At 32.6% G+C, this 23,350-nt stretch carries 23 protein-coding genes; 9 read left to right on the forward strand and 14 right to left on the reverse strand.

All coding sequences use genetic code 11. The features are described 5' to 3' along the window. Positions 1 to 56: 56 nt before the first annotated feature. A complete protein-coding gene (locus tag ACYZ0U_RS04235) occupies positions 57 to 968 on the forward strand; it encodes a beta-1,6-N-acetylglucosaminyltransferase (RefSeq protein ID WP_461450169.1) in 912 nt (303 codons plus the stop codon). A gap of 8 nt (positions 969 to 976) precedes the next feature. Here ACYZ0U_RS04235 and ACYZ0U_RS04240 read toward each other — a convergent pair whose 3' ends face one another. Continuing rightward, positions 977 to 1,204 carry a hypothetical protein gene (locus ACYZ0U_RS04240; RefSeq protein WP_461450171.1) on the reverse strand — a complete coding sequence of 76 codons (228 nt, stop codon included), beginning with the start codon at positions 1,202 to 1,204 and terminating at the stop codon, positions 977 to 979. Between the two features lie 332 nt (positions 1,205 to 1,536). Between ACYZ0U_RS04240 and ACYZ0U_RS04245 the strand changes: the two genes are divergently transcribed. Next, a complete protein-coding gene (locus ACYZ0U_RS04245) occupies positions 1,537 to 2,310 on the forward strand; it encodes a WecB/TagA/CpsF family glycosyltransferase (protein ID WP_461450173.1) in 774 nt (257 codons plus the stop codon). Between the two features lie 18 nt (positions 2,311 to 2,328). Here the strand turns inward: ACYZ0U_RS04245 and ACYZ0U_RS04250 are convergent, their stop codons facing one another. The 6 genes from ACYZ0U_RS04250 to ACYZ0U_RS04275 form a co-directional block, all read right to left on the reverse strand. Beyond that, a complete protein-coding gene (locus ACYZ0U_RS04250) occupies positions 2,329 to 3,306 on the reverse strand; it encodes a PorP/SprF family type IX secretion system membrane protein (RefSeq protein WP_461450175.1) in 978 nt (325 codons plus the stop codon). After that, positions 3,303 to 4,280, reverse strand: coding sequence for a T9SS type B sorting domain-containing protein (locus ACYZ0U_RS04255; protein WP_461450177.1), 978 nt, complete (start codon positions 4,278 to 4,280; stop codon positions 3,303 to 3,305). Before ACYZ0U_RS04255 ends, ACYZ0U_RS04250 begins: the two co-directional genes overlap by 4 nt. A 37-nt stretch (positions 4,281 to 4,317) precedes the next feature. After that, positions 4,318 to 4,953 (reverse strand): hypothetical protein, encoded by a 636-nt coding sequence (locus ACYZ0U_RS04260; protein ID WP_461450179.1) that lies wholly within the window; start codon positions 4,951 to 4,953, stop codon positions 4,318 to 4,320. A gap of 462 nt (positions 4,954 to 5,415) precedes the next feature. Beyond that, a complete protein-coding gene (locus ACYZ0U_RS04265; protein ID WP_461450181.1) occupies positions 5,416 to 6,723 on the reverse strand; it encodes an O-antigen ligase family protein in 1,308 nt (435 codons plus the stop codon). An 11-nt stretch (positions 6,724 to 6,734) separates the two neighbouring features. Continuing rightward, positions 6,735 to 7,394 carry a CatB-related O-acetyltransferase gene (locus ACYZ0U_RS04270; RefSeq protein ID WP_461450183.1) on the reverse strand — a complete coding sequence of 220 codons (660 nt, stop codon included), beginning with the start codon at positions 7,392 to 7,394 and terminating at the stop codon, positions 6,735 to 6,737. Positions 7,395 to 7,396: 2 nt separating this feature from the next. Next, positions 7,397 to 8,746 carry a lipopolysaccharide biosynthesis protein gene (locus tag ACYZ0U_RS04275; RefSeq protein ID WP_461450185.1) on the reverse strand — a complete coding sequence of 450 codons (1,350 nt, stop codon included), beginning with the start codon at positions 8,744 to 8,746 and terminating at the stop codon, positions 7,397 to 7,399. 267 nt (positions 8,747 to 9,013) lie between these two features. On the opposite strand from ACYZ0U_RS04275, the gene ACYZ0U_RS04280 reads away from it, so the two are divergent. Further along, positions 9,014 to 9,826, forward strand: coding sequence for an O-fucosyltransferase family protein (locus ACYZ0U_RS04280; RefSeq protein ID WP_461450187.1), 813 nt, complete (start codon positions 9,014 to 9,016; stop codon positions 9,824 to 9,826). A 35-nt stretch (positions 9,827 to 9,861) separates the two neighbouring features. Here ACYZ0U_RS04280 and ACYZ0U_RS04285 read toward each other — a convergent pair whose 3' ends face one another. From ACYZ0U_RS04285 to ACYZ0U_RS04300, 4 genes are all read right to left on the reverse strand, one after another. Continuing rightward, on the reverse strand, positions 9,862 to 10,806 hold the full coding sequence (locus ACYZ0U_RS04285; protein WP_461450189.1) for a GDP-L-fucose synthase family protein: 945 nt from the start codon (positions 10,804 to 10,806) through the stop codon (positions 9,862 to 9,864). A 69-nt stretch (positions 10,807 to 10,875) separates the two neighbouring features. After that, positions 10,876 to 11,991 (reverse strand): GDP-mannose 4,6-dehydratase, encoded by a 1,116-nt coding sequence (gmd, locus tag ACYZ0U_RS04290; RefSeq protein WP_461450191.1) that lies wholly within the window; start codon positions 11,989 to 11,991, stop codon positions 10,876 to 10,878. Positions 11,992 to 12,040: 49 nt separating this feature from the next. Next, positions 12,041 to 14,359 (reverse strand): hypothetical protein, encoded by a 2,319-nt coding sequence (locus ACYZ0U_RS04295; protein ID WP_461450193.1) that lies wholly within the window; start codon positions 14,357 to 14,359, stop codon positions 12,041 to 12,043. 351 nt (positions 14,360 to 14,710) lie between these two features. Then, positions 14,711 to 15,415, reverse strand: a complete 705-nt coding sequence (locus ACYZ0U_RS04300) for an outer membrane beta-barrel protein (RefSeq protein WP_461450195.1) — start codon at positions 15,413 to 15,415, stop codon at positions 14,711 to 14,713. Between the two features lie 497 nt (positions 15,416 to 15,912). Here ACYZ0U_RS04300 and ACYZ0U_RS04305 point away from each other — a divergent pair, with 497 nt between their 5' ends. Then, positions 15,913 to 16,308 (forward strand): response regulator, encoded by a 396-nt coding sequence (locus ACYZ0U_RS04305; RefSeq protein ID WP_461450197.1) that lies wholly within the window; start codon positions 15,913 to 15,915, stop codon positions 16,306 to 16,308. A 47-nt stretch (positions 16,309 to 16,355) separates the two neighbouring features. On the opposite strand, the gene ACYZ0U_RS04310 is transcribed toward ACYZ0U_RS04305, so the two are convergent. Beyond that, positions 16,356 to 16,982, reverse strand: a complete 627-nt coding sequence (locus ACYZ0U_RS04310; protein ID WP_461450199.1) for a response regulator — start codon at positions 16,980 to 16,982, stop codon at positions 16,356 to 16,358. A 268-nt stretch (positions 16,983 to 17,250) separates the two neighbouring features. Between ACYZ0U_RS04310 and ACYZ0U_RS04315 the strand changes: the two genes are divergently transcribed. The 5 genes from ACYZ0U_RS04315 to ACYZ0U_RS04335 all read left to right on the forward strand — a co-directional run bounded on the left by ACYZ0U_RS04315 (position 17,251) and on the right by ACYZ0U_RS04335 (position 19,471). Then, positions 17,251 to 17,673, forward strand: coding sequence for a response regulator (locus ACYZ0U_RS04315; protein ID WP_461450201.1), 423 nt, complete (start codon positions 17,251 to 17,253; stop codon positions 17,671 to 17,673). Between the two features lie 372 nt (positions 17,674 to 18,045). After that, positions 18,046 to 18,231 (forward strand): hypothetical protein, encoded by a 186-nt coding sequence (locus ACYZ0U_RS04320; protein WP_461450203.1) that lies wholly within the window; start codon positions 18,046 to 18,048, stop codon positions 18,229 to 18,231. A gap of 88 nt (positions 18,232 to 18,319) precedes the next feature. Further along, on the forward strand, positions 18,320 to 18,715 hold the full coding sequence (locus tag ACYZ0U_RS04325) for a response regulator (protein ID WP_461450205.1): 396 nt from the start codon (positions 18,320 to 18,322) through the stop codon (positions 18,713 to 18,715). 49 nt (positions 18,716 to 18,764) lie between these two features. After that, positions 18,765 to 19,031, forward strand: coding sequence for a hypothetical protein (locus tag ACYZ0U_RS04330; RefSeq protein WP_461450207.1), 267 nt, complete (start codon positions 18,765 to 18,767; stop codon positions 19,029 to 19,031). A 245-nt stretch (positions 19,032 to 19,276) separates the two neighbouring features. Next, positions 19,277 to 19,471 (forward strand): hypothetical protein, encoded by a 195-nt coding sequence (locus ACYZ0U_RS04335; RefSeq protein WP_461450209.1) that lies wholly within the window; start codon positions 19,277 to 19,279, stop codon positions 19,469 to 19,471. Positions 19,472 to 20,338: 867 nt separating this feature from the next. Here the strand turns inward: ACYZ0U_RS04335 and ACYZ0U_RS04340 are convergent. Both ACYZ0U_RS04340 and ACYZ0U_RS04345 read right to left on the reverse strand, forming a co-directional pair. Next, on the reverse strand, positions 20,339 to 22,105 hold the full coding sequence (locus tag ACYZ0U_RS04340) for a HAMP domain-containing sensor histidine kinase (RefSeq protein ID WP_461450211.1): 1,767 nt from the start codon (positions 22,103 to 22,105) through the stop codon (positions 20,339 to 20,341). Further along, positions 22,102 to 23,235: a sensor protein KdpD gene (locus ACYZ0U_RS04345; RefSeq protein ID WP_461450213.1), complete on the reverse strand. Its 1,134-nt coding sequence runs from the start codon at positions 23,233 to 23,235 to the stop codon at positions 22,102 to 22,104. The genes ACYZ0U_RS04340 and ACYZ0U_RS04345 overlap by 4 nt, the downstream gene beginning before the upstream one ends. Positions 23,236 to 23,350: the final 115 nt, after the last annotated feature.

Below are 23,350 nucleotides of genomic sequence, written 5' to 3' on the forward strand. Positions count from 1 at the left end.
AAATTATTTTCTTTTTATTAAAAGTTATAAATAACTCTATAATATAATTAATATAAATGAAACTTGCATATTTAATTGCGGCCTACGCAGATGAAAAAAACCTTTGTCGTTTAATTAAAGCACTTAATTTCAACGCAGATTTTTTTATCCATATTGACCAAAAAAAAGATATAAATATCTTTAAAAATGCACTGGTCGGAGTAGAAAATGTTCATTTTTGCGAAAATCGATTTTTTGTTAATTGGGGCGCGTTTGCGCAAGTTTTATATCAAAGAGAGTTGTTAAGGTGTGTATTTGATACGAATATTAGATATGAAAGATTAATATTTATAGGTGGTACAGATTACCCAATTTGGTCTAATAAAAAAATAGCCTTAGAATTCAAGTTGAATGCGGATAAGGAATACATATCTGCAAAATGTTTAACCAGGGATAAAGATATTCACCAGTTACAAAAAATTTCTCTTTATCACTTTTTCAGAGATATAAAATTCAAGAATATCAAGCTTAAAAAATGTTTCAGTGGCCCTACCAGACAATTGATGCGTGCTTTGCCGATAAGAAAAAAAACAACAGTTTACTTGAACTCAAAAGAATCTGAAGTCTATTTTGGGGGAGATCTATTTGGGTTGACATTTAACTGTGCCAAATACGTTTATCAGGTTATGTGTAACGATAAGAAATTTATGAAATACTTTAAATACTCTTTTGCGCCTAGCGAATTAGTTATTCCAACAATTGTTTTCAATTCTGATTTTGTAAAAAATGCTTGTTTGCTACCGGATAATACAATTAAATTGGAGGACTTACTTTCCTTACATCATATTGACTATTCAGATATTGTAAAAGTTTTTGACGAAAATGACTATGATATCTTAATCGATAGCGGAAAAATGCTTTTTAGAAAAGCTATAACTGGAAAATCAGATGGATTATTAGATAAAATCGATCTTTTAAGATCCGAATAAAAGCGATCTTAAGGTGTTTGAAATGTTGTTTTATTTTTCAATGCCTCTAATTGTTTTTCTAAGATTTTGATAGCAAAATCTTCATGAATATTTGAAATATAGTTTCCAATTTTGATTTCATTTTCTACATTACATACAATCAAGGCAAATCCTAAACCGGGAGCATGCGATTTTATAATGTCAGCCAATATCCGCATATCATCCGCCCCTATATTTTTTGCTTTTTTAATAGTCATATTTACAAATTTTATTTTGCTGTTATGAAAGTATTGACAATAAAATCCTAATCTTTTTACGCAATATTTCAAGAAAGGTTTCAATAATCAAATTATATAACGGGAAATAGTTACCCAAAACGTAGAATTTTTTTCTCGAAATGATTTCTGTCAAGAAAATTAAATAAATAATAATTGTTATATTTTTAATTGGTTAGTTCATAATTGACATTAATTAACTCTTAATAGTTGTCAATGAGGTGTTTTAGCATTTATATTTAAATATCTTCTAATTTAAATTACACGGGCATAAAAATTGAACTAATACGTAAGAGCATATAAAATAGTTACATATGAAAAGTTTATCAACTATATTACTTTCGGATTATTCAATTTTAAATACTAATCTAGATAATATTGATTTCGATTCGAAATGTGTAATTAATACTGTTAACCAGTATTCATTTATCATTGCTGAACAAGATAATGATTTTAAAACGGCACTAACACATTCCACTGTCCTGTTACCCGATGGTATTGGAATTGTTGCGGCCGTTAAACTTTTGACTGGTAATTTAATAAAAAAAATAGCAGGAGCAGATATACACTTGCATCTATTAAAAAAACTAAATGAAAGCTCAGGTAAATGTTTTTACCTTGGTTCGACAGAAAAAACTTTAGGGTTAATAAAAGCAAAAATTAAATCGCAGTATCCCAATATAAGTGTTGAGACCTATTCTCCACCTTATAAGAAAAATTTCTCTATAGAAGAAAACACTGAAATAATAAATATTATTAATGAGTTTAGCCCAGACGTCTTGTTTGTAGGAATGACTGCTCCTAAACAAGAAAAGTGGACCTATCAATTTCAGGATGTGCTACGAGTACAAACAATATGTGCCATTGGAGCTGTATTTGATTTTTATGCAGGAAATATTAATCGTCCATCTAAATTCTGGCAAAATATGGGCCTGGAGTGGTTTATTAGGCTTGTAAAGGAGCCTCGACGGATGTTTAAGAGATATGTTTATTATGGTCCTGTTTTTATTTTTTCCATATTGAAAAAAATGTTTGGGAATTTAATAGTCTCATTATTTATTCACAATAATCAACTAATCGATAGCTGAAGTAAAGTAAAAAGTAGTTTAAAAATAAAAAGTTTTAGGTTCACCACTACTTTTGTTTTTCTTTAATAAAAAGCTTACAGACAATTCATGAGATCCATATCCAGAATTGCCGATCGCGTTCAAGGAATAATCAAAAGCATATCCAACTCGAAACCTTGGATTTAAAAAAAATTCCACCATGCCTACTACGGCATTTGATGAATTCAAATTGATATTACTCCCATTATTGCTTGAATTTATAGTCGTACGATAAGTTGCGCCAACCCAAAATTTATCATTAAATAGCAGAAAGGAATTTATATCTACACTTTTTGGAGAACCAGGGCTATCTCTCATTAATATGGAAGGCTTAAACTTAATATCATCTTGTAGTTCAAATAATCCACCTACTGTAAAATATAAATGAGTTTCTGGGATTGTTGTAAGAGAACTTTCTGCAGATGTATGTACGCGTGAAGCAAGTAAATTATCAGCAGATGCTCCAGCAAAAAAATGGTCTGAAGTATATAATATTCCCAAACGTGCATCCGGTAAAATCACACTTACATTACCAGAAGGGATATAATTATCATTTGTTTGTGTAGCATTTAGTTCATTTCCATTTAAACTGCTTTGTAAAAAACCAAATCCTAATCCAAAGGATATATTAGAGTCATATTGCTCATCGAGTTGAATTTTATAGGAATAATTACCGTACATCGAGGTAGTGCTTTGTGCCCCGATCTTGTCCTGATTCAATAACACACCTAAACCAGTATTTAAATCACTTAAAGATCCGTCAACGGCAACAGATATTGTTTGCGGTGCACCTGGAATTCCCGTCCACTGTGAGCGGAAAAAACTATTCACAAAGACATCTTGTTTTTCTCCTGCATAGGCTGGGTTGATATATAAGCCATTAAATATATATTGACTGAATTGTGCATCCTGTTGGGCGTTAGATATCTTGAAATAAAAGACAAACACAAGCACCATTGCTATTTTTAGAAATTTCATATTTTACTTCTTAGTAATGTGAGATAGCCTTTATTTACTTCCCAGGTTCCAGACGATGACATTGTTTTTAGTACATAAAAATAGGTACCTTCCACTAATCCCTGCCCCGTCCAGTCGTTCTTATAGTTTTTCCTTGCGTAAATTTCGCTTCCCCACCTGTTCATGATGTGAAGTTCATTTTCCGGGAAACTCTCAAGGCCGGGAATAACAAATGCATCATTCACTCCGTCGCCATTTGGTGTGAATACATTAGGGACCTTAAGCGATCCAACTTGTTGTTCTGTTGTGGCGGTATTATTTTGCTCATTAGGATCGTACTGTGCACCAGCAATTGAAACTGTGCTTACGATTAATCCTGGTAAATTTATTTTTACTGACACAGATAGATTTTTCGACTGATCCTTACTTAAACTATCAATATTCCATACCAACATTCTTGTAGTATCATTAAAGGTTACACTGCCATAATCTGATGTCTCGGATATGTAGCTCAAATTACTTGGAATAGTATATTTTACTTTTATATTGGAACCAGTACCGCCGCTATTGTTAATTGCAGACAAGTTGTAACTATAAATTGTTCCCAGTCCCGCGTTAGCGTTACTTGAATTTATTGTGGTCATTAAATCAATACTATCGGGTTTTAAAGTAGGAGTGGCTAATGACGTAAAAATAACAGTTACTACATCCGATTGAGGGGATTGACATCCTTGAGAGTTAAATGCTAAGACACTATATACGCCGTTTGTAGTGACTGCCAGATCTCTAGAAAGCGCACCATTAATTGAGATTCCATTTTGATACCATTGATAAGCTGCCGCACTGTCAGAGGCGGCATGAAGTGTAATAGCATTTAAATTACTTATAGTAAAGGTTGTATTATTACCTACTGTTACAGAACTTATTTGAGAGAACGCATATATTGGCGATTGCAATAAAAAAAGCAATAAAATGATCTTTAATATACGCAACATAATAAGCTAAATAAATAATAACCTGAAATCACTCTTATCAACTTGCGGTAATAACCGGCTTTGTCGGAATTGGAATAATTGTAATCGGAATGGTAGCGTTTGCCGTGCAAGATGGATGTAGTGCATAAGAAACGATCACTCCATAGGTTACAGTAGCATTTGCTGTTTCACCATTTACGTTATAAGTGTTGGATTGCGCTCCTGGAATATTTGTGCCATTTCGAGTCCATTGATATGTAACCGAATAGCCGGTACTTGCAGGCACTTCAGCAGTTAATAATAGTGAGCCAGTAGAAGAACATACAGATGTGCTTGATGAATTTATCGAAATTAATAAAGCAGGAAGAACATAAACTTGATATTCGTCTGAGGCGTCAGATGTGCAGCCTGTAGAATTTTCAGTTATTAATTGATAATTGTAGTAGCCTGCTGCAGTTGTGTTTTCGGTATAAACTTTACTTGTTGTAGACGTCAAAATTTTATTGCCATTTCCATCCACTTTATACCAATGGTAAAATGTATAATCTGCTCCATTTACATCCTGGGGGCCGGTTATAGAAATGTTTTGACCATTACAAAGTATTTGATTAACGCTTGTATTTGTAGTTGGCGGCGGGGTAGTAATATCACTAGGTCCTGAACTTTGGGCAGTAGCGACGCCAGAAAACAGCATTAACATCACTGCCGTTAATTTACATACCAAGTAAACTCGTTCCATAATTACCATCTGAAGTATCTGAATTAAATATTAAACACAGTTAAAAAGCAGCGCAATGGTAAAGCCATCGTTGCCGTTTTTTACGGTGTTTAAATTGAATTGTTTCAGAATTACAAAATGGCAAATATTAAGATGGGGAATTTTGGGGAACTACCGTAGAAAAATTTCCATTATCTTATATGACAAATTCAATAAATTTGGTTTAAATGCAATATATTTTATGATAATAAAAAATATAACAACATATTTTATCAATATCGAAAAAGTAAAATAATATACTAAAATTTTAATTTTGGCATGATTTTATAAAAAATATATATGAGAGATCTCAATGGAGTCAACTTTGAAGACAAATATTTAATCTTAAGGTAAGATTTTGAGAAAACTGACTCAGTAAGCAATAATTTTTATGAGTATTTAAAGGCGCAAATATTCAGTTGTCTGTTTGTAAATATTCGTAATAAGACCTAAAAACAATAATTCGATACACAGAGAATATTTTTCCCACATCGCTTCTTGCGTCATAAACGTTATAATCCATAACAAAGACACGAAAATTAATATTTTAATAAATTCACTATGTTCAGTTTTATTCTTTCTCAAAAGAAGCCATAACTTAATAGCGTAACCAAACAACAATGCAAGGATAAATATGTATAATGTTGTTCCTATCAATCCTCCATGGTATAGTAAATCTATAATACCATTATGTGGATTGGCTAAGTCATCTGGTAAACCATAATTTTGGAGGCTGCTAAATCCTATACCACTAACCATGTTTCTTTTCCAAATTTTCATTGCAAACTCTTGCGGCTGACGTCTTCCATTGTCCCACTGTGGATTGTCTACATCAGTCGCAAATGTCGCGGTAGCTACGATTTTGCTCACCGGATCATATCCTTTTTTTGCTAGAACGTCTCCAAAAACAAAATATCCAGCAAAAAGAAATAATGTTACTGCCAATATTTTAATAATAGTTTGTCTAATGCTTACGGTATTAAATATGAAATATAAAGTTATTAATAAAACCATTATTAGTGTACCTCTAAATATTTGAATAACTAAGCACATTAAAATGCTTACTACAGCAGCGGTAAAAATCGCTTTTAACCATACAGGATTTTTCCTTGAAAGAAAAAACAATCCATATGCGTATACAAAACATGTTAAAATAAATGAATACACTGACTCTTTGCTTCCAATAACTTCAATTTCTATTCTGGTACCAAAATCAGCGAAAATTACGTGACCAATAGAAAAGCAATACAGCAAATAAAAATTTGTTAAGGTCACTACAACAGCTCCAATAATGGCGATTCTTTCTAAAAAATGAATAATTCTTTCAATTTTTATAGAAAATGTAGACAGGTCAATAATTATGAAAAAAGCTAACACAGTAATAAACTGGGATTGTTGAGTGGAGGCATCCACTAAGCCACTTGTCCGAATAAGCTGAATTAATTCGTAAAAAATATAAATATAACAAACGAATGTTATTAGGCTTTTGGTAGCAAACTGTATAGTATTATTAAAAAAAGCATAAAAATGTTCTAGTAAAACTATTAAAATGGCTACATCTATCCATTTAAAATTAATAATTGGGATACGATAAAAAATTTGAACGTTAGTGTTTAATGCATTTGCAATAGAGGAAGATGCTACAGATATTAAATATACTAGTACCAAAAACCAATATTTTATTAGAATTCTATTTTCATTGTTCATATTAAATCTTTTTATCTAAAATTCCTCGTTTTATCCTCTTCCACATTCAAAAAGAAATTGTCAATTTCATAAAAATATCTTTCAATTTTTTTCCAAACACGTTTATCTTGATCCCACCATTTCAGGAGTAACAATTTATCAATAACTTCTTGGTCAAATCTAAATTTAACAACTTTAATAGGGCAACCTATCGCTACCCCGTATGCTGGAATGTCTTTACTTACAACTGCTCCTGCGCCTATTACGGCACCGTCGCCAATAGTTACACCATCTAAGATCGTAACATTGGCGCCAATGAATACATCATTGCCGATTGTGATTGTGCTTAACTCTTCAATTTTATTTTCGGATACGAAAGTAAAGCCGTTTTGTTTACCAGTTGAATAAAAAGCAGGAGATGTAGAAATTCCATTAATTGGATGTATCCCGAAACCGCATAAAACATTAGGTCCAATTGAGCAAAATTTTCCAATTGACGTATTTATTATTTTTGCATTAGTCGAAAGATAGGTACCATAGCCGATCTTCACATTTTGAAAAGAGGACTTTTGGTTGATAACTACTCCATGTGATATTTGGCATTTGTTCATTTTGTTAAAAAGATAAATCATCATTTTTCTATAAAATACCAATTTCACCGACGTAATTTTATTATACAAAGCTTTTATCATAATTACTGATTCCAAATTCCTTTAGCAGTTTTATTAACAATTTTATTATATTGAATAGTACAAATACCACCAATTAGAAAGAATACGATTGTGTTGGCGTTAATTATCCCAGGAAGCCCGAATTTTTCACCAAAATAAATGGATAATGGAATATTGACAAAAACACCACATATAACCACAACCAATTGGAGCTTTATTTTACCAATTCCATTCAAAAAATAAACATGTAAAGTTTGCCATGTAAAAACAATTACATAAATAAGCATACAGAAAGAAATTGAAATTGGAACATCAACTGAATTATGAATCCAAACCCTATATAAGAATTTCGAGAATATGAATATTATTATTGCCATTAATGATAAGGCCAACCAAATAAGTCTAAGTCTCTTAATGTTAGCTTTAATCCAAATATAATCGTTAGTAGTATATGCATCAGTAAAAGCGCTCCAATAAGGTGTGATTACGATTACAAATAACATTGAAATAACTGAAAATAATTTAAATGGAATATAATAAGTTGTAACGGCGGCCGGACCAAGAATTTGGGTTATTATAAAGTTGTCCGTGTATATCAGTATCATCGCACAAATTTGAATTAAAAAAAAATTCCCTCCTACGCTGAGTAATTTTTTTAAAAATCTAAAATCAATATCTTTAATACTGGGTGCAAATCTGCTTAAACTAGTGTTATAAAGGTAAACTGTTGCAATTATTATTATCAAAATTGGACTACCAGCCATTATAGTAACTAACAGGAACAGACTTCCCGGAACAAACAAGGTTAATAAATAAATTCCCACAAGGCCAGCTAATTGTCCCAGGAAAAGAATTATTGCTGATAAATAAGTTTTTTGCACAGCAGCAATTACGGCATCTAATAATTGTAAAATAAATTGAATGCTAAAAAAACCAATAAAAAGTATTAGGATAGGTCGGATGTTCAAATTGTTTCTATTGGAAATATTTAAAATATGATTCCAGTTAAAAAAAAGAGTTAGAATATAAAAAGTTATAAAAATAAATATTGCAATTAGAGTTAATATAGCATAGCTTGTACTTACATATTTCTTTAAATTGCTTTCGTCTTTTGTAGCTATAGCATAAGCAATTTCATTCTTCAACCCATTTCCAATTCCGATATCAAAAACAGTTATCCAATAAATCATAGAACTTATCGTTAACCATACACCATATTGTTCAGGATTGATATAATTAATAGTTATGGGTACTAACAAAAATGTAATTAATACACTTCCGCACTTCAAAAACAATGAAATAATTATACTTTTTTTAACTTTAAACGTTCTTTCATGGTCATCTTTAAAGAAAAATAGATTTTTTAATTGCATATAGTAAAGATATAAATTTGTAGAAATTAGGCTTAGGAATAAGGAAATAAGATAGGCATTTAACGGCAAATATTTTAAAAATTACAACTTATAGTTTTTATTAATGCAAATGGTTTGAGAATAAGATTAATTATCTAAAGCATCTATTTTACATTTATTATCACAATTACAATTCTTTTTTTATAAAATCTTTTGGTTTCCAATTAGAGAACAACCCCTTGTCAAGCTAATTTGGTTTGTTATCTTTAATGAAAATTTAATTCAATAGTGACAAAAAAAAAATCAATAACAGTAATACCTTCGGGAGGTTTGGGAAACAGAATGAGGGTGATATCATCCTGTGTTAATATTGCAAAAACTGATCAACGCGAATTGGTAATTGCCTGGCCAAATAATTCCGAATTAGGTTGTGAAATAACAGATATTTTCAAAAGTATAGGACTGAATTATAAAATTCCTTCAAAATTAAATTATTTTATTCTTGTTCAATTATATAGGCATGGGGCTGTAAAGAAATTTTATAGATTATATAAATTCTTTTCAAAGTTATTTTTTGATAAAACTGTTTTTGATAATGATACTGAATTTAACCGTCCTGAAATAAGTGAAAACGATGATGCTATATTAGTTTCTACATGTTTTGCTTTTAGGGACCTTGATTTAACACAATTTAAATTTATTGATCATTTAAATAAAAAAACCGATGAATTTTATAATCTAATAGGTGGCGATTATATTGGTATACATGTAAGAAGAACAGATCATTCTGCCATTATAAAATTGAGCCCGTTAGAAAATTACCTGTTGCAAATTGATAAGTGTATTCTAAATAATCCTCAACAGAAGTTTTACTTGGCCACGGATGATATTAATACTAAAAATCTGTTAGTTGAAAAATATGGTGAACGGCTATACACATCAGATCATAAATTAAGCCGGGAAAATTTGGAAGGTATTCATGGAGCAGTAATTGAACTTTTACTTTTGTCAAAGGCGACCCATATAATCTGCTCATCAATGAGTTCATATAGTGATACAGCAATACTCATCGGAAACATCAATAATGTTATTTTTGTCTAAAATAGCAAGTACAATACAAGCGAATATTTTAAACATTACCGTTGTGTAAACAACAATTCTTTATTTAAAAAATCTTGATATGCTAGTTTTATACCTTGCTCCAATGTAGTATGAGATTTCCATCCGGCATTAGACAGTTTAGTAACATCCATTAGCTTTTTCGGCGTACCATCGGGCTTTGAAGGATCAAACTTTATTCCACCCTCAAATCCTATAATTTTTTTTATAAGCAAGGCAAGATCTTTGATAGAAAGATCTTCGCCGGTGCCGATATTAATTAAACCATGTTCATTATAATTCTGCATTAGGTAATAACATGCTTCAGCCAAATCGTCGGCAAATAGAAACTCACGCATAGGTGACCCGGTACCCCAAATAGTTACTTCAGCTGCATTTTGATCTTTTGCCTCATGGAATCGGCGAATTAAAGCTGGTAATACATGTGAATTCTGGGGGTGATAATTATCATTTAAGCCGTAAAGATTTGTAGGCATAACCGAAATAAAGTTACAGCCGTATTGATCGCGGTAAGCATCACACATTTTTATACCTGCTATTTTTGCAATAGCATATGGCTCATTAGTTGGTTCTAATAGTCCTGTTAGGAAATATTCTTCTTTTATAGGTTGGGGTGCCATTTTTGGATATATACAACTCGAACCTAAAAACATTAGTTTTTCAACCTGATTTAAATAGGAGTTATGTATAACGTTATTTTGTATTTGCAGATTATCGTACAAGAAATTTGCACGGTAAGTATTATTAGCAATAATTCCCCCAACTTTGGCTGCTGCTAAAAATACATACTGTGGCTTTTCTTCAGAAAAAAAATTACTTACCTGTTGTTGATCTCGTAGGTCAAGCTCTGATGAACTTCGAATTATTAAATTGGTAAATCCCTCTTTAACCAGCTTGCGATATATAGCTGATCCAACCATTCCTTTATGACCTGCTATATATATTTTATCTTTTTTATCCACTTTGAATACGAATTTGATTAATAATATTGATTAAAAATATAGTTAGGAAGGAAATGTGTTATTAACGAATTACTCAAACTGATTTTTAATGTAATAACCTGATTCTTTCAATAGTTTTTCCTTTCTAAATAGTTCCAGATCGGCAGCAACCATTTCAGCAACCAAACTCGCAAGATTGTATTTAGGTTTCCAGCCAAGTTTAGTTTGCGATTTTGTTGGGTCGCCAATTAGTAAGTCAACTTCCGTCGGCCTAAAGTAAGCGGCATCAACGGCAACTATTTCTTTACCTGTTGCGATTTGATATTCGGGTTTTGAACATGAAACCACATACCCTTTTTCGTCAGCACCCTCTCCTTTAAATTCAATGTCAATACCAACCTCAGCGAATGACATTCTTACAAATTCACGTACCTTCGTTGTGATTCCTGTAGCTATGACAAAATCTTCGGCCACCTCTTGTTGTAATATCAGATACATGGCTTCAACGTAATCCTTTGCATGACCCCAATCGCGTTCAGCATCGAGGTTACCTAAATATAATTTATCTTGTAAACCAGTGGCAATCTTAGCTGTAGCGCGAGTAATTTTACGCGTTACAAAGGTTTCTCCCCTTAATGGGCTTTCATGATTGAAAAGAATTCCGTTAGAAGCGAACATACCATAAGCTTCACGATAATTTACTGTAATCCAGTAAGCATACATTTTTGCAACAGCATAGGGTGATCGAGGATAGAACGGTGTAGTTTCCGATTGTGGCACAGCTTGTACTAAACCGTAAAGTTCTGAAGTTGAAGCTTGGTAAATTTTAGTTTTTTTAACCAAACCAAGAATTCGTATCGCCTCTAAAAGACGCAGTGTTCCAATTCCATCTGCATTTGCAGTATATTCAGGTGTATCGAAACTTACTTTTACGTGAGACATTGCACCTAAATTGTAAATCTCATCAGGTTGAACCTGTTGAATAATACGGATAAGGTTGGTTGAATCCGAGAGATCACCATAATGTAAAGCAAATTTTAAGTTGCTCTCATGCGGATCTTGATATAAATGATCAATTCTGTCAGTGTTAAATAGTGAACTCCGGCGTTTTATACCGTGAACTTCATAGCCTTTAGAAAGTAAAAGTTCAGCCAGATAAGCACCATCCTGTCCGGTTATTCCGGTAATAAGAGCGATTTTTTTCATTTGTTAAAAGAAGATTGATTTTGTAATCACTTTCACGTGAATATTTTATTTATTTATCACTTACAAATATGTAATGATTTCTTGGTCCGGAAATTTTTGTTTCGCTACTGGATGATGCTTCCTGAAGATTACTTTGATTTGCGGATTGTGAGGAAGTTTTTCTTGAATGAACAGTTTTATAACTTTTACGATTAAAATAATATGTTATTCCAAAGGTCCCAAATAAATCTCCTTTTAAAGTATTACTAACAATATGAGTGTTATATATTTCGTTCCCATCTTTAGTATCTATATTATATAAACCTCCTGTTAATGATAATTTAAAATTATTCTTTTGTAAACCTAAATCTATTGCGGCATAGTTACTTGATGCATATGAACTTTTAACATCACCATTATTCAATAAATCTGTAGCTAAAGTTTTATCAAAAATACCAGAAGGGTGTACTTGATTATAGTCACGATACCATTGGCCGCTTTTAATTTGCGCATCTGTCCCTTCATCTGTGTTATCCCCAAACCCAATATTGTTACTTTCAGCAACTAAATCAAGATCTATGGTGAAATGAAGATCTTTTTTCAATTTTAAGTATAGTACATGTGTCAACAGTTCATAACGATAATACGTCATGCCTTGCGATAAATCAAAATATCTTTGATCTGGAGTTGATGCAACAGGTGTATTTATCAAGGTTGCATCTGCTCCAATTAACACTGGTCCAATATTCAACCCCAAATGTGCCCCCCAATTTTTATATAGGGTATTAAATCTAGGTACTTGGCCAAATGCACCGGTATACTCTGAATTTTGATATCCTACCTCTCTTGATCCAATCCCATAAACAACGCCAAACTCTGGATATATAATAGGTTTTATTCCTCTTTTATTTACAGAATCTAATCCAGAAAAGAATAAATCTGTTTCCAATCTCAATTCCACTCCATTCTGTGATATTTTGGAGCCATCTGGTACATATCCCAGAGGATCGTTAACAGTTCTATATTCTGTATGTCTACTTGATAGACTAATTCTAGGGCTAAATATATTTAAATTGTTTATTTGCGTAATTTCTTCGCTTGAGGAATTATTGATAACAGTATCTCCGCTTTTTGTTATTACAGTTAAGTAACTTTTAGGGATAACATGAGGCTGCAAATCGGGCGACGCTACTGCAAGTAAAATCAAATCAGCATTTGTAATATTGTCAGTTTTATTTTTTTGAAATCCCAATGAAGTAAATTGTTCAGTTCCATGTTGGGCTAATTCACTTACTCTTTTCGCAGTAAAACCGGATTGTTGTGCGGGAGTTGATCCATAACCATTGATTAATTGAAACAATAGTTTAGTAGCGTCGCGTTGACCATAATGTAATGAAGCCAATATAATTAACTCTTTCGCTTTCTCTGCTGAATTAGCAGCAATTTCTTCCGGATTAATGAGTTTATTCTCCGTTAATAGAACAGGTCCGTCGCTTCCAGGCACATTTGCTGTAAAAAAAAGACTTTCTTTAAGTGCAATAATAGTGTTACTTTCTTTTCCTTTCGACAAATCTAAAGTTAAATCTGCTGTTAGCTTCTCTTCTAATGCATTACTATTGATATAATTTTCTTGTGCTGATATTAGCGCAAAGAGTGCCCTTTTATAATTTTCATTTGCATTTGCTAAGGAAATTCTGCTATTTGGAAAGGTATGATTTCTGAAGTCAAGAACCGCATCCTTTTCTGTTTTATTACGGGCTGAAATGCTTCCTAAAGTGACTGGTTTTCCGTCATAATCAATCAGTTCTAAATTTTTATTTTGTCGAATTTCAGTTATTGCAGTTGTTTGCGTGATAGTATTAGATAATTTTGTACCATAATCCCTTGCTAGATATGCAGTATAAATATTGCTTTTCCACAATGGCTCACCTATAGAAGCAGGCCTTTCAGCTATCGTTGCTTTTAAATTCTTTAATTCTAGAGGATTATTAGCATCAATAATAGTCTCTATATCATCAGTTTTAAAGGAAATTAATTCTCCTTTAGGAAGGTTTTGGTTTATTAAATGAAACAAAGCAATTATACCATTAGTGCCCTGATCTTTCACATATGTTAAATCATCATTGTTGAATATTTTGATTAATGGTAAGCCTTGCTTTCTATCATACTTACTTGTGTCCTTTAAAATGATTGATGCCCTGGAAGCAATATCTAATAACCTGGAATCATTTTCCAGCATTTGTGTTTTAACTGAAAAAGTTGTGAGAGATTCATTAGGATAGCGTTTCGTAGCTGCTGTATCTTGCGGCGCTTTATAGACCTGCGCTTTACAAAAAAGGCAACTGCAAGTTACAATAACTATTAAGATAGATTTGTAGATTTTTTTCATAAGATGTTTTAAAAATTCAGGATTTGTAGATTCATTTTGAGTTCAGCTTTCTTTATGCACTTCTTTAAAAAAGAACCAGCCAAAAAGATAAAATGTCAACACTACCAATAAAATAATCATAAAATAAAAATTTAGATATTGCGTAATAATTAACAGGCAATATATATGCCATTGAAATATTGATATAAATATTTTCAAATTAATAAACATTTGGTAGAATTAATTCCCCATATAGTTGAATTCTTTACTCATTTAGGCAATTGCAAATTGACTGATGTTGAAATTTTTTATTCAAATACTTGAATAAAAATTAAATTATTTAACAAGATAAGTAGTGCCATTTGATTTAAATTAATCCGGTTTAAGATGACCATTGTTTTCTTCACTCAAATTAATCGGAAACGTGAATCCAAAATTAAGGCCGGCTGATCCAGAATAATTTCCTCCCCTATTTTTGTTTTTTTGGATAGTCACTAATCCATATTTGCCAATACCCTGTATAAAAATGTTATTTGAATCAAAGTATTTTTTAAAACCTAATATATACTCTACGCCGACGTTTAACTCATTTAATTCAGATTTTACGTTTATGGAAGCATTTATCGAGTTTTGATCTTGTGTTAGAAAAAATTCATTTGCCGAAAGTAGATAACCGACATATCCACCTGCCGAAGTGTAAATAGAAATTTGAGAATTTTCCGAAAATGTATAATTAAATTTAATTAACAGCGGGACATCTAGGTAATTTAGTTTAGCAAAAGTTGCATCATTACTTGTGGTGTTTGGGTAATTGCTCGTAGATACAAACCCTCCTTTTTTACTTCCTTGATTTGAATAATCAATTCCAGATTGAAATGAGAAATTTCCGAATGCTTGAAACTCAATTAGAGCGCCAGCATTGAATCCAAGATCTAATTTTTTTAAAGAATTCGAACCATAACTCAAATTTCTAGATTCGGGCCCTCCATATACTCCTAATGAATAAGTTTGTGCCTCAATAAAATTTATAGAAATAAAAATTGTTATAAAAAAAGCGAATGTAATTTTCTTTAACACGGATATATGTTTTTAATTAAGTTTTTTTAGACAAGAATGAATAAATATTTTCTTGTAAATATAATTTTTTGAAAATCTTTTGACGGTAATCTTGAATTATTGATAATTACTTATTTTTAGAACTGATATGATAGTCTTAATTCTGGTTTAGAGTTTTTTTTATTTATGATATTTTAACTAGATAAAGTAGCTTTTGTTTCGACTTAAATAGATAATTGTAAATTCTAAAGTTTACACATCAAAGCTTAAATACTTGCATTTAATTAGTATGGTAGTAAAATTAAATTAATAAACCTTATCACCTTTTTTTGAAATTTAAAAGTAGAAGTCAGGATGATCGATTTTTGATAAGTGCCATTTTGTTTTTTGTAATTCAAGAATTTAAAAATAACAAGACTCCATTTTTTTACCCAATTGTTTTATAATTAAATCTAAATTTTGGCTATTAACATTATAAAATTCTTGGTATTGTAATTGCATAATTAGTAATAAAAAGTATGAGTTCTCTTGTAGTAGTTGATGATAATGAATTAGATTTCTTAATAGTTAATCACAATTTAAAAAAATATTCTAAGTTTAGTACCGTTACTTACTACAACGGAGGATTGTCATTCATAAACTATATAAATGAGCATGCTAAAGAGAGGGATTTTTTGCCGGACACGGTTTTCCTTGATTTAAATATGCCAACATTTAATGGATGGGATGTTCTTAACGCACTAAAAACCATTTATCCAATTTTGGCGAAAAAAATTAATGTGTATATTGTTTCTTCGTCAATAAACCCAATAGATGTAATTAAATCTAAGGGATATGCTTTCGTAAAAGAATTTATTACCAAGCCATTTACTAAGGAACATATTTTTGAATTTGCTTGTAAAGATTGGGAATAATCTAACATTAAATGATTATAAATATAATCTTATTTGGAAAACTTACTTTAATAATTTAATGTAATAATTGGTCTATAACTCTTACGTTCTGCTAATTCTAAGTTTAAACTCTTAAAAAAACGAATTGTTAAACTTTTTGAAATGAAACATTTAACAAAAGGAAATAGTGAAAGGTCTATTTCAGATTCGATACTATTGGAAATTATATAAATCTCAATTTCTTTTGTCAAATTTTTAGTGACCGTTTTAAATAACTCTAAAAAGGCCCATCCATCTAGCACTGGCATATTCAGGTCTAAAAAAATAATATCAGGTAATATTTGCTCGTTGTCGATATTTGAGGCAACTTTATTCAATAAATCAAATCCATCAGTGAAGTAAGATGCATTTATTAAATCCTCATTAAATAATTTTTTGACAAAGTGATGGAACATTAAATCGTCGTCTAACAACATCACATTGGTTTGCTCATTATTTATGAGCTCTAATATGCTTTGTGTCATCAAATTCAAAATAGGCGAAATCAATTCTTCGGCACAAAATGAACAATTTAAATTGTTGACAAGTGCGGTTTGAATATTAACCCTTACCAGAAAAGGAATTTCAACATTCGCGATGGAATTCGCACAATTGGGATTAAAACAATAAAAAAGTGGATCTTTTTGATTGAACATAGTATTTTTTTAAATAATAATTGAGCAATCTCCGGTCCATGATAATATTTTCGTCGACCTTTTTTATTTTATTGTAAATTTAATTATTAGATATATAAAAAACTAATTAAGATCTATATTTATAGAAAACCAATTAAGATCGATAATTGATTTCTCTATTTATTTTAAAGTACATTGATTATTATACCTCATTTACTTTTGTTTATTCATAACTAGTTAAAATTTGCTGTTTAATAAAGTCTTATTTGATTATTAATGAAATACCCGTATGCACACACTTTTTCTTGTTGATGACAATACTGTTGATCAGTTCATCATGATGACCGTTTTAAAGAAAAATCCAATTTTTGAGAACATCAAAAGATTTGACTCAGGCGAGTCTATAATCAAATACATTCAGAATAATAAAAAGCATCTTGAAGATTTACCAGATGTTATTTTTTTAGATTTAAGTATGCCGCAGTTTGACGGCTGGGATGTTCTAGAGGCTTTAAATAATGAATACGAGTCATTGATAAAAAAACTTATTGTTTATATTATTTCTGCATCTATTGATAAAAATGATAGAGCTAAGGCTTTTACATTTCCTTTTGTTAAAAATTTTTTTTCCAAACCGATAACAAGCGCCAACTTTGTGCTTATTTCTTCCGATTTAGAAAGCTTTTGGCGAAGTCAGAAGCTTAAAAGTTAAAAATGTGTTTAGTTTTTTAATATTAAGAGCGGCCGCTGAAATACTGTGACGAAATCGAACATTAATTTGATTTGTCGCCTCTATAAGCTAATCTGTGAAATAATTATCTCATAATCCTAACTCATTTTAATCCATTATACACATTTTACTTTTCCGGAGAGTCCTTATCCTCATTATAAAATGGCGAATTGAAAAGAGCAACTTATTGATGCAATTTAAAATAATATTAATCCAATATAAGTAATGCGTCATATGAGCCAGTCATTAATTAAGGCTTTTTGTTCATTTCGTTTATTGTTTATTTAATTTCTGAAAATTAAGAGAGGGTAGTTAGATTAGTATTATACTATTATTAAGTTAATCACCTATTTTATGAGCGACCTTGAAATTATAAAGAATCTTGTCAAAATAGAAATCAAGTATGATGATTATTTTAATATTCAAGATATTTGGATTCTGAATTGTGTAGAAATCAATGGAAGAGAAATTACTATAATCAAAAAAGACATTCCTAAAGAAATTATAAAGGAGATTAAGCAAATAAGCACAACTAAATGATTTAGAATATTCTTAAAATAGTTAAAATTATAAATTAATAGAAACTAATTTACTGAAAATAGGTTTTAATTAAAAGAATATTACCTATATGAGTGCAAATGTGTTAATTATTGATGATGAAGAATTAGATACTTTTATAGCTAAAATAACGCTGACTAATATTTTGTCAGATGTAAATATCAGTACTTGTAAAAATGGGTTGAAAGCGCTACAAAGCCTAAGAAAACTCGTAGTTTCCAATCCACAAAATCTTCCTGACTATATTTTTTTGGATCTATCAATGCCTGTCATGGATGGCTTTGAATTTTTAGATGAATACAATAATCTATCTTTGGATAATACAAGAACAACAAAAATTTATGTTTTGTCATCATCTATATTCACTGATGACATAAAAAAAACTTTGGAGAACTCATCTGTATCTGGGTTTCTCTCAAAACCTATCGATTCTAATAAAGTGAAAGATATCTTCAATCTTAACTAGCATCCCTTGCTCGTTTCTTTATTGTATGAAACAATACTTGTTATCAACAATGATATTATATTTGGTTGAAATTCAGGTAACGTTAGCCGGGCATAGCCAGTTAAACGCGTCTGTTGCCGCTAGTGTTGCTATTTTATCTTCATTGGAAAACGCGGTGATTAATTTACCCATCATCTGGAGAGCAGTAAAAGATAAGGCGGTAGTAAAAAGGTTTACCATAGAACTCATTACGATAGTTTTCAGCGGACTGGCCGTAATTTGGGCAGACCAGTCGTTTGCCCTTTCTGATCATATATTACAATTATTAAAATCCTGATATTCATGAAAATATTGCTTTCCTTCTTGTTACTCATTGGGCTTTCTACGAAAGCACAACAAATTCATTGGCCTGAAAATCATCAATGTGCAATTATCTAACGTATGATGACGCATTGCCTTCGCAACTGAATACTGCCATACCCCAAATGGAAAAAGCAAAATTAAAAGCTACGTTTTACTAACTAGCGATATTGACAGCCTGAGTATCCCACGTTGGCGTGTGGCAGCAAAAAAGGATTTGAGTTGGGAAACCATACGGTGTTCCACCCTTGTTCCGGCACTGAAGATAATCCGGTACCATCCGAACCTTACACTGCTTATCAGATCATCAGGGAAATTGAAGTAATGGATTACTTCCTATATGCTGTTGACGGCAAAACCCACCGTACTTTCGCTTACCCTTGCGCAGAGACATTGTTGGAGGTAAAGATTACGTAGATACCCTGCGAAAATATATGCTAATTAAATATGCCCGTGCTGGGGGCGATAACAGTTCAGTAATCACAGACTTACAGCACCTTGATTCTTTGCGAATACCATCCTAGGGACTGGATGGGGGCGAAACAGGGGCGCAACTGGTCGCCTTTGTAAAAGGGGTACAACAAAGCGGAGGTTTGGGAATTATTATGTTCCATGGTATAGGCGTTGATTACATCACTGTTTCTGCTAAAGCACACCTCGAATTAACAGAATATCTGAAACAACATAAAAAAGATGTTTGAGTCCCTACTTTTTCAGCAGGGAATGGATTATGTAAATAAGCAGGTACTATTGAAGGCACAAAAGCAATGAATGAATTCATCTTATAATACTTTCGGTGAATATACAGAATAAGTATAATTGCAATTATTTAGTCGACTACCAAGGATTTAAAACGATTTAAATGTGATTAGGAAAGCTGTGAACCCTTCGGATGCTCGTAATAAGAGTCTCCCAAATGGGTTCAACCCTAATCATAATCATACAATAGTAATTTACATATTATGTTAAGTATATATTGCGTGTTTACAAATGTTCATTACATCAAATGATTGATTATCAATATTATTACATAGCTGAAAAAGCAGCTATGGACTTCAAATTCTCTAGAAAGCGGTTCGAGTTTAGTCCGATTGGGGCTACCCAGTAAGTAAGAAGCCTTTTAGAGTAATCTAAGAGGCTTTTTTGCTTTTACACCAAAAATTAAAATATGAAAGCCTTTAATCTTTTGATTAAAGGCTTTCATGTACTTGGGTAAAAAAGATAATTTTCAAGCTAAGCTTAAAGTTTGGAGATAAATCGCTCCTTTGATGATCATCTGCTTACTCAGGCTTTGCTTGCCATATAAGTTGGTAAGCTAAAATAAAACCTGCTGCCTGCACCAACTTCGCTTTCCAAACCTATTTGGCCGCCCTGGGCTGATATAAATTCTTTGGATATAGCTAAACCTAATCCTGAACCTGATTTATTTTGCCCGTCGGTAGGTACCTGGAAATAACGGTCAAACAGGCGCTCCTGGTATTTTGCCTCTATTCCTTTGCCATAATCTTTTACGGCAAATTCAACATTCCCATTTTTTTGTTCAACACTTACAATGATTTTTGATTTTTGGGCGCTATAACGTAAAGCATTCGATAGAAAATTGATCATGATCCAGGCTGTTTTTTCTACATCGGCGTTTACGGCAGGTGCATTTGTATCAATATGTTGTTCAATTACTACACCCTTTTGATCTGCCTCAAATTTCACCGCTTTAATCGCGTAATCAATGATCTTGTCCGGATCTGTCTTTACAAAATTCAACTGGATATTCCCGGTTTCCACTTGCGACAGATCGAGCAATTCATAGGTTATTTTGAGCAGGCGTTCTGCATCGCCGCTAATGTGCTGCACCAATTGCTCCTGTTCGCTGTTTAAGGAACCAACCCGGTTATCTGCCAGTAATTTCGAGCTCATTTTTATGGCTGATATCGGTGTTTTTAATTCATGCGAGATAGTAGCGATAAAATTACTTTTAGCCTCATCCCGTTCCTTAAATTCGGTTATATTCCGCAGGATAAAAACTTTACCTGCAGATTTGCTCGCAATGTTTACCGGCGAATTTTCATTTGGAGCCAGGTTTGGTACAGTTATCTCACGGGTCTCCAGCTGGAAGTGTGAATCCTTGCCATTAACCACAATTTTAAATGGTTTTCCTGCATTTTTTTCTTCGATTATAGATTTGAACAAATCATTATCCTTTACCAATTCGGCAACCGCTTTGCCCTCTATCTTTTGCTCGGTTAGGTTTAAAATACTTTTCGCGGCGGTATTGATGAATAATATTTTTTGATTTTCATTAATACCGATAATGGCATCATGCATTTGCTCAATAATAGTTTCAATCCGCTGCTTTTGCGACATGATCTTTGACAGGTTGCTATTCTCCCAGTCGTTTAGCCGGGTTGCCATGTTGTTAAATTCATCGGCAACTTCTGCAAACTCATCATTTTTTTCAAAGTGTATACGCTGTCCGTAATTCTTTTGACTTATTTCCCTGATACCTGTTAACAAAGTATTTAAAGGCTCTGATATGATGTTAGGGAAGTTAACACTAAAACTAAATAATACAAGGAAAGTGAACGTGCCGGCAAGGCCCAGGAAAATGGTTGCTTCTTCAACCGATGCATGTGCCTTTTCATTTTTACGGACAATGGCTTTCATGTTTTGCGTTTCAATATTACGTAAAAACCGCCGTGCCACTTTTTCGGCATCGGTTAGCTGTGGTAGCGTGGTTGATTTGTTTTGCAATTGGGTAAATGCTGCACGTAAACCACGTGCGGATTCCAATTCGCCAACTTCGGTAATATTATGTTCCTCCTTAACCAATTGCTGGTTAAAATGGCTTATCGCCGCATATGATAAGGGGAGGTTCTCCTCGTCCAGTACAGTGCGCATTTCGCTTACGTAGTTAAGGGATTCATAATTATCCTTTAAAATAACTTTAGCGCTGTTAGAGATCTGGTTAATATAAAACAGGGATATTGTGCCAAAAAAAATGACAACAATAAACAAAAAGCCAAAGCCTAAACGAAGTTTGTTTTTTACTTTCATGACAGTATCACTAAATCAGTTTCAGTAGCTGCCAAATTTTTCAGCAGCTCATTAAATACAGTTGTTCTCAAGATTACCTGGAAAAGGTTCAAATGCGGTTTACCTATACAAATGGTTGTTATTTCCCGTTCCGAAGCAACCTGCATTATCGAGGCGGTAATTTTATCACTCTTTACTTTCAATAATTCGGCTCCAAGTTCGGTAGCCAGTTTAAAATTGTTGATCAAATGACGTTGCTTATCGAGTTTAATCTTATCTAAACTTTCGCTGCTGCTTTGTACATAAAGTACTATCCAGGGCGCGTGAAAATAGGATGCTAAACGTGCCGTTTTTCTGATTACTATTTTCGATGTTTCGGCGTTTGATGAGATACAGGCGAGGAATCGTTCTGGGCGTAATTTAATTTGTTTCGGTATCTCGATGCTGATCTTACGCTCCAAATGATGAGCGACTTCCTTTAGTGCGATCTCGCGCAATTGCAGTATCTTATCACTCCGAAAAAAATTTTGTAAGGCACGCTCAACTTTTGATTTTTCGTAAATCTTGCCATCTTTTAACCTATCGATCAATTCATCGGCGGTTAAATCAATGTTGACTATCTCATCTGCCAGCTCAAGCACTTTATCGGGAATACGTTCGGTAATCGCGATGCCTGTAATAGACTCGATCTCTTCATTTAAACTCTCCAGGTGCTGTATGTTTACTGCCGATATCACGCTAATGCCTGATTCCAGAATATCCAGTACGTCCTGCCAGCGCTTGCCGTTCTTGCTGCCCTCTATGTTACTATGGGCCAACTCATCCACAATAACCACTTCCGGGTGGCGGTTGATGATCTGTTGGGCGTCCATCTCCTCCAATTCCTTGCCTTTATAAAATATCTTACGGCGGGGAATAAATTTTAAGCCATCAATAAGTGCATGCGTTTCTGCACGATTATGAGTCTCAATATAACCTACTTGAACATCAATCCCATTGCGTTGCAGGGCATGCGCTTCCTGCAGCATACGGTAGGTTTTACCCACACCGGCGCTCATACCAATATAGATCTTGAACTTTCCCCGCCTGGAGCGTTTCACCAACTCCAGGAAGTGTTCAACAGATTGTTCTTTTAGATCTTCTTCACTCATGATTAGTCTTAATTCTAATTGTCATTTCGACCGGAGGGAGAAACCTTCTTCGACTTGCATAGCCGCTTTGCATATTGAAGAAGATTTTTTCCTCCGGTCGAAATAACAAAAAAAC

It is taken from the genome of Mucilaginibacter sp., from assembly GCF_965225845.1.
Taxonomy (GTDB): Bacteria; Bacteroidota; Bacteroidia; order Sphingobacteriales; family Sphingobacteriaceae; genus Mucilaginibacter.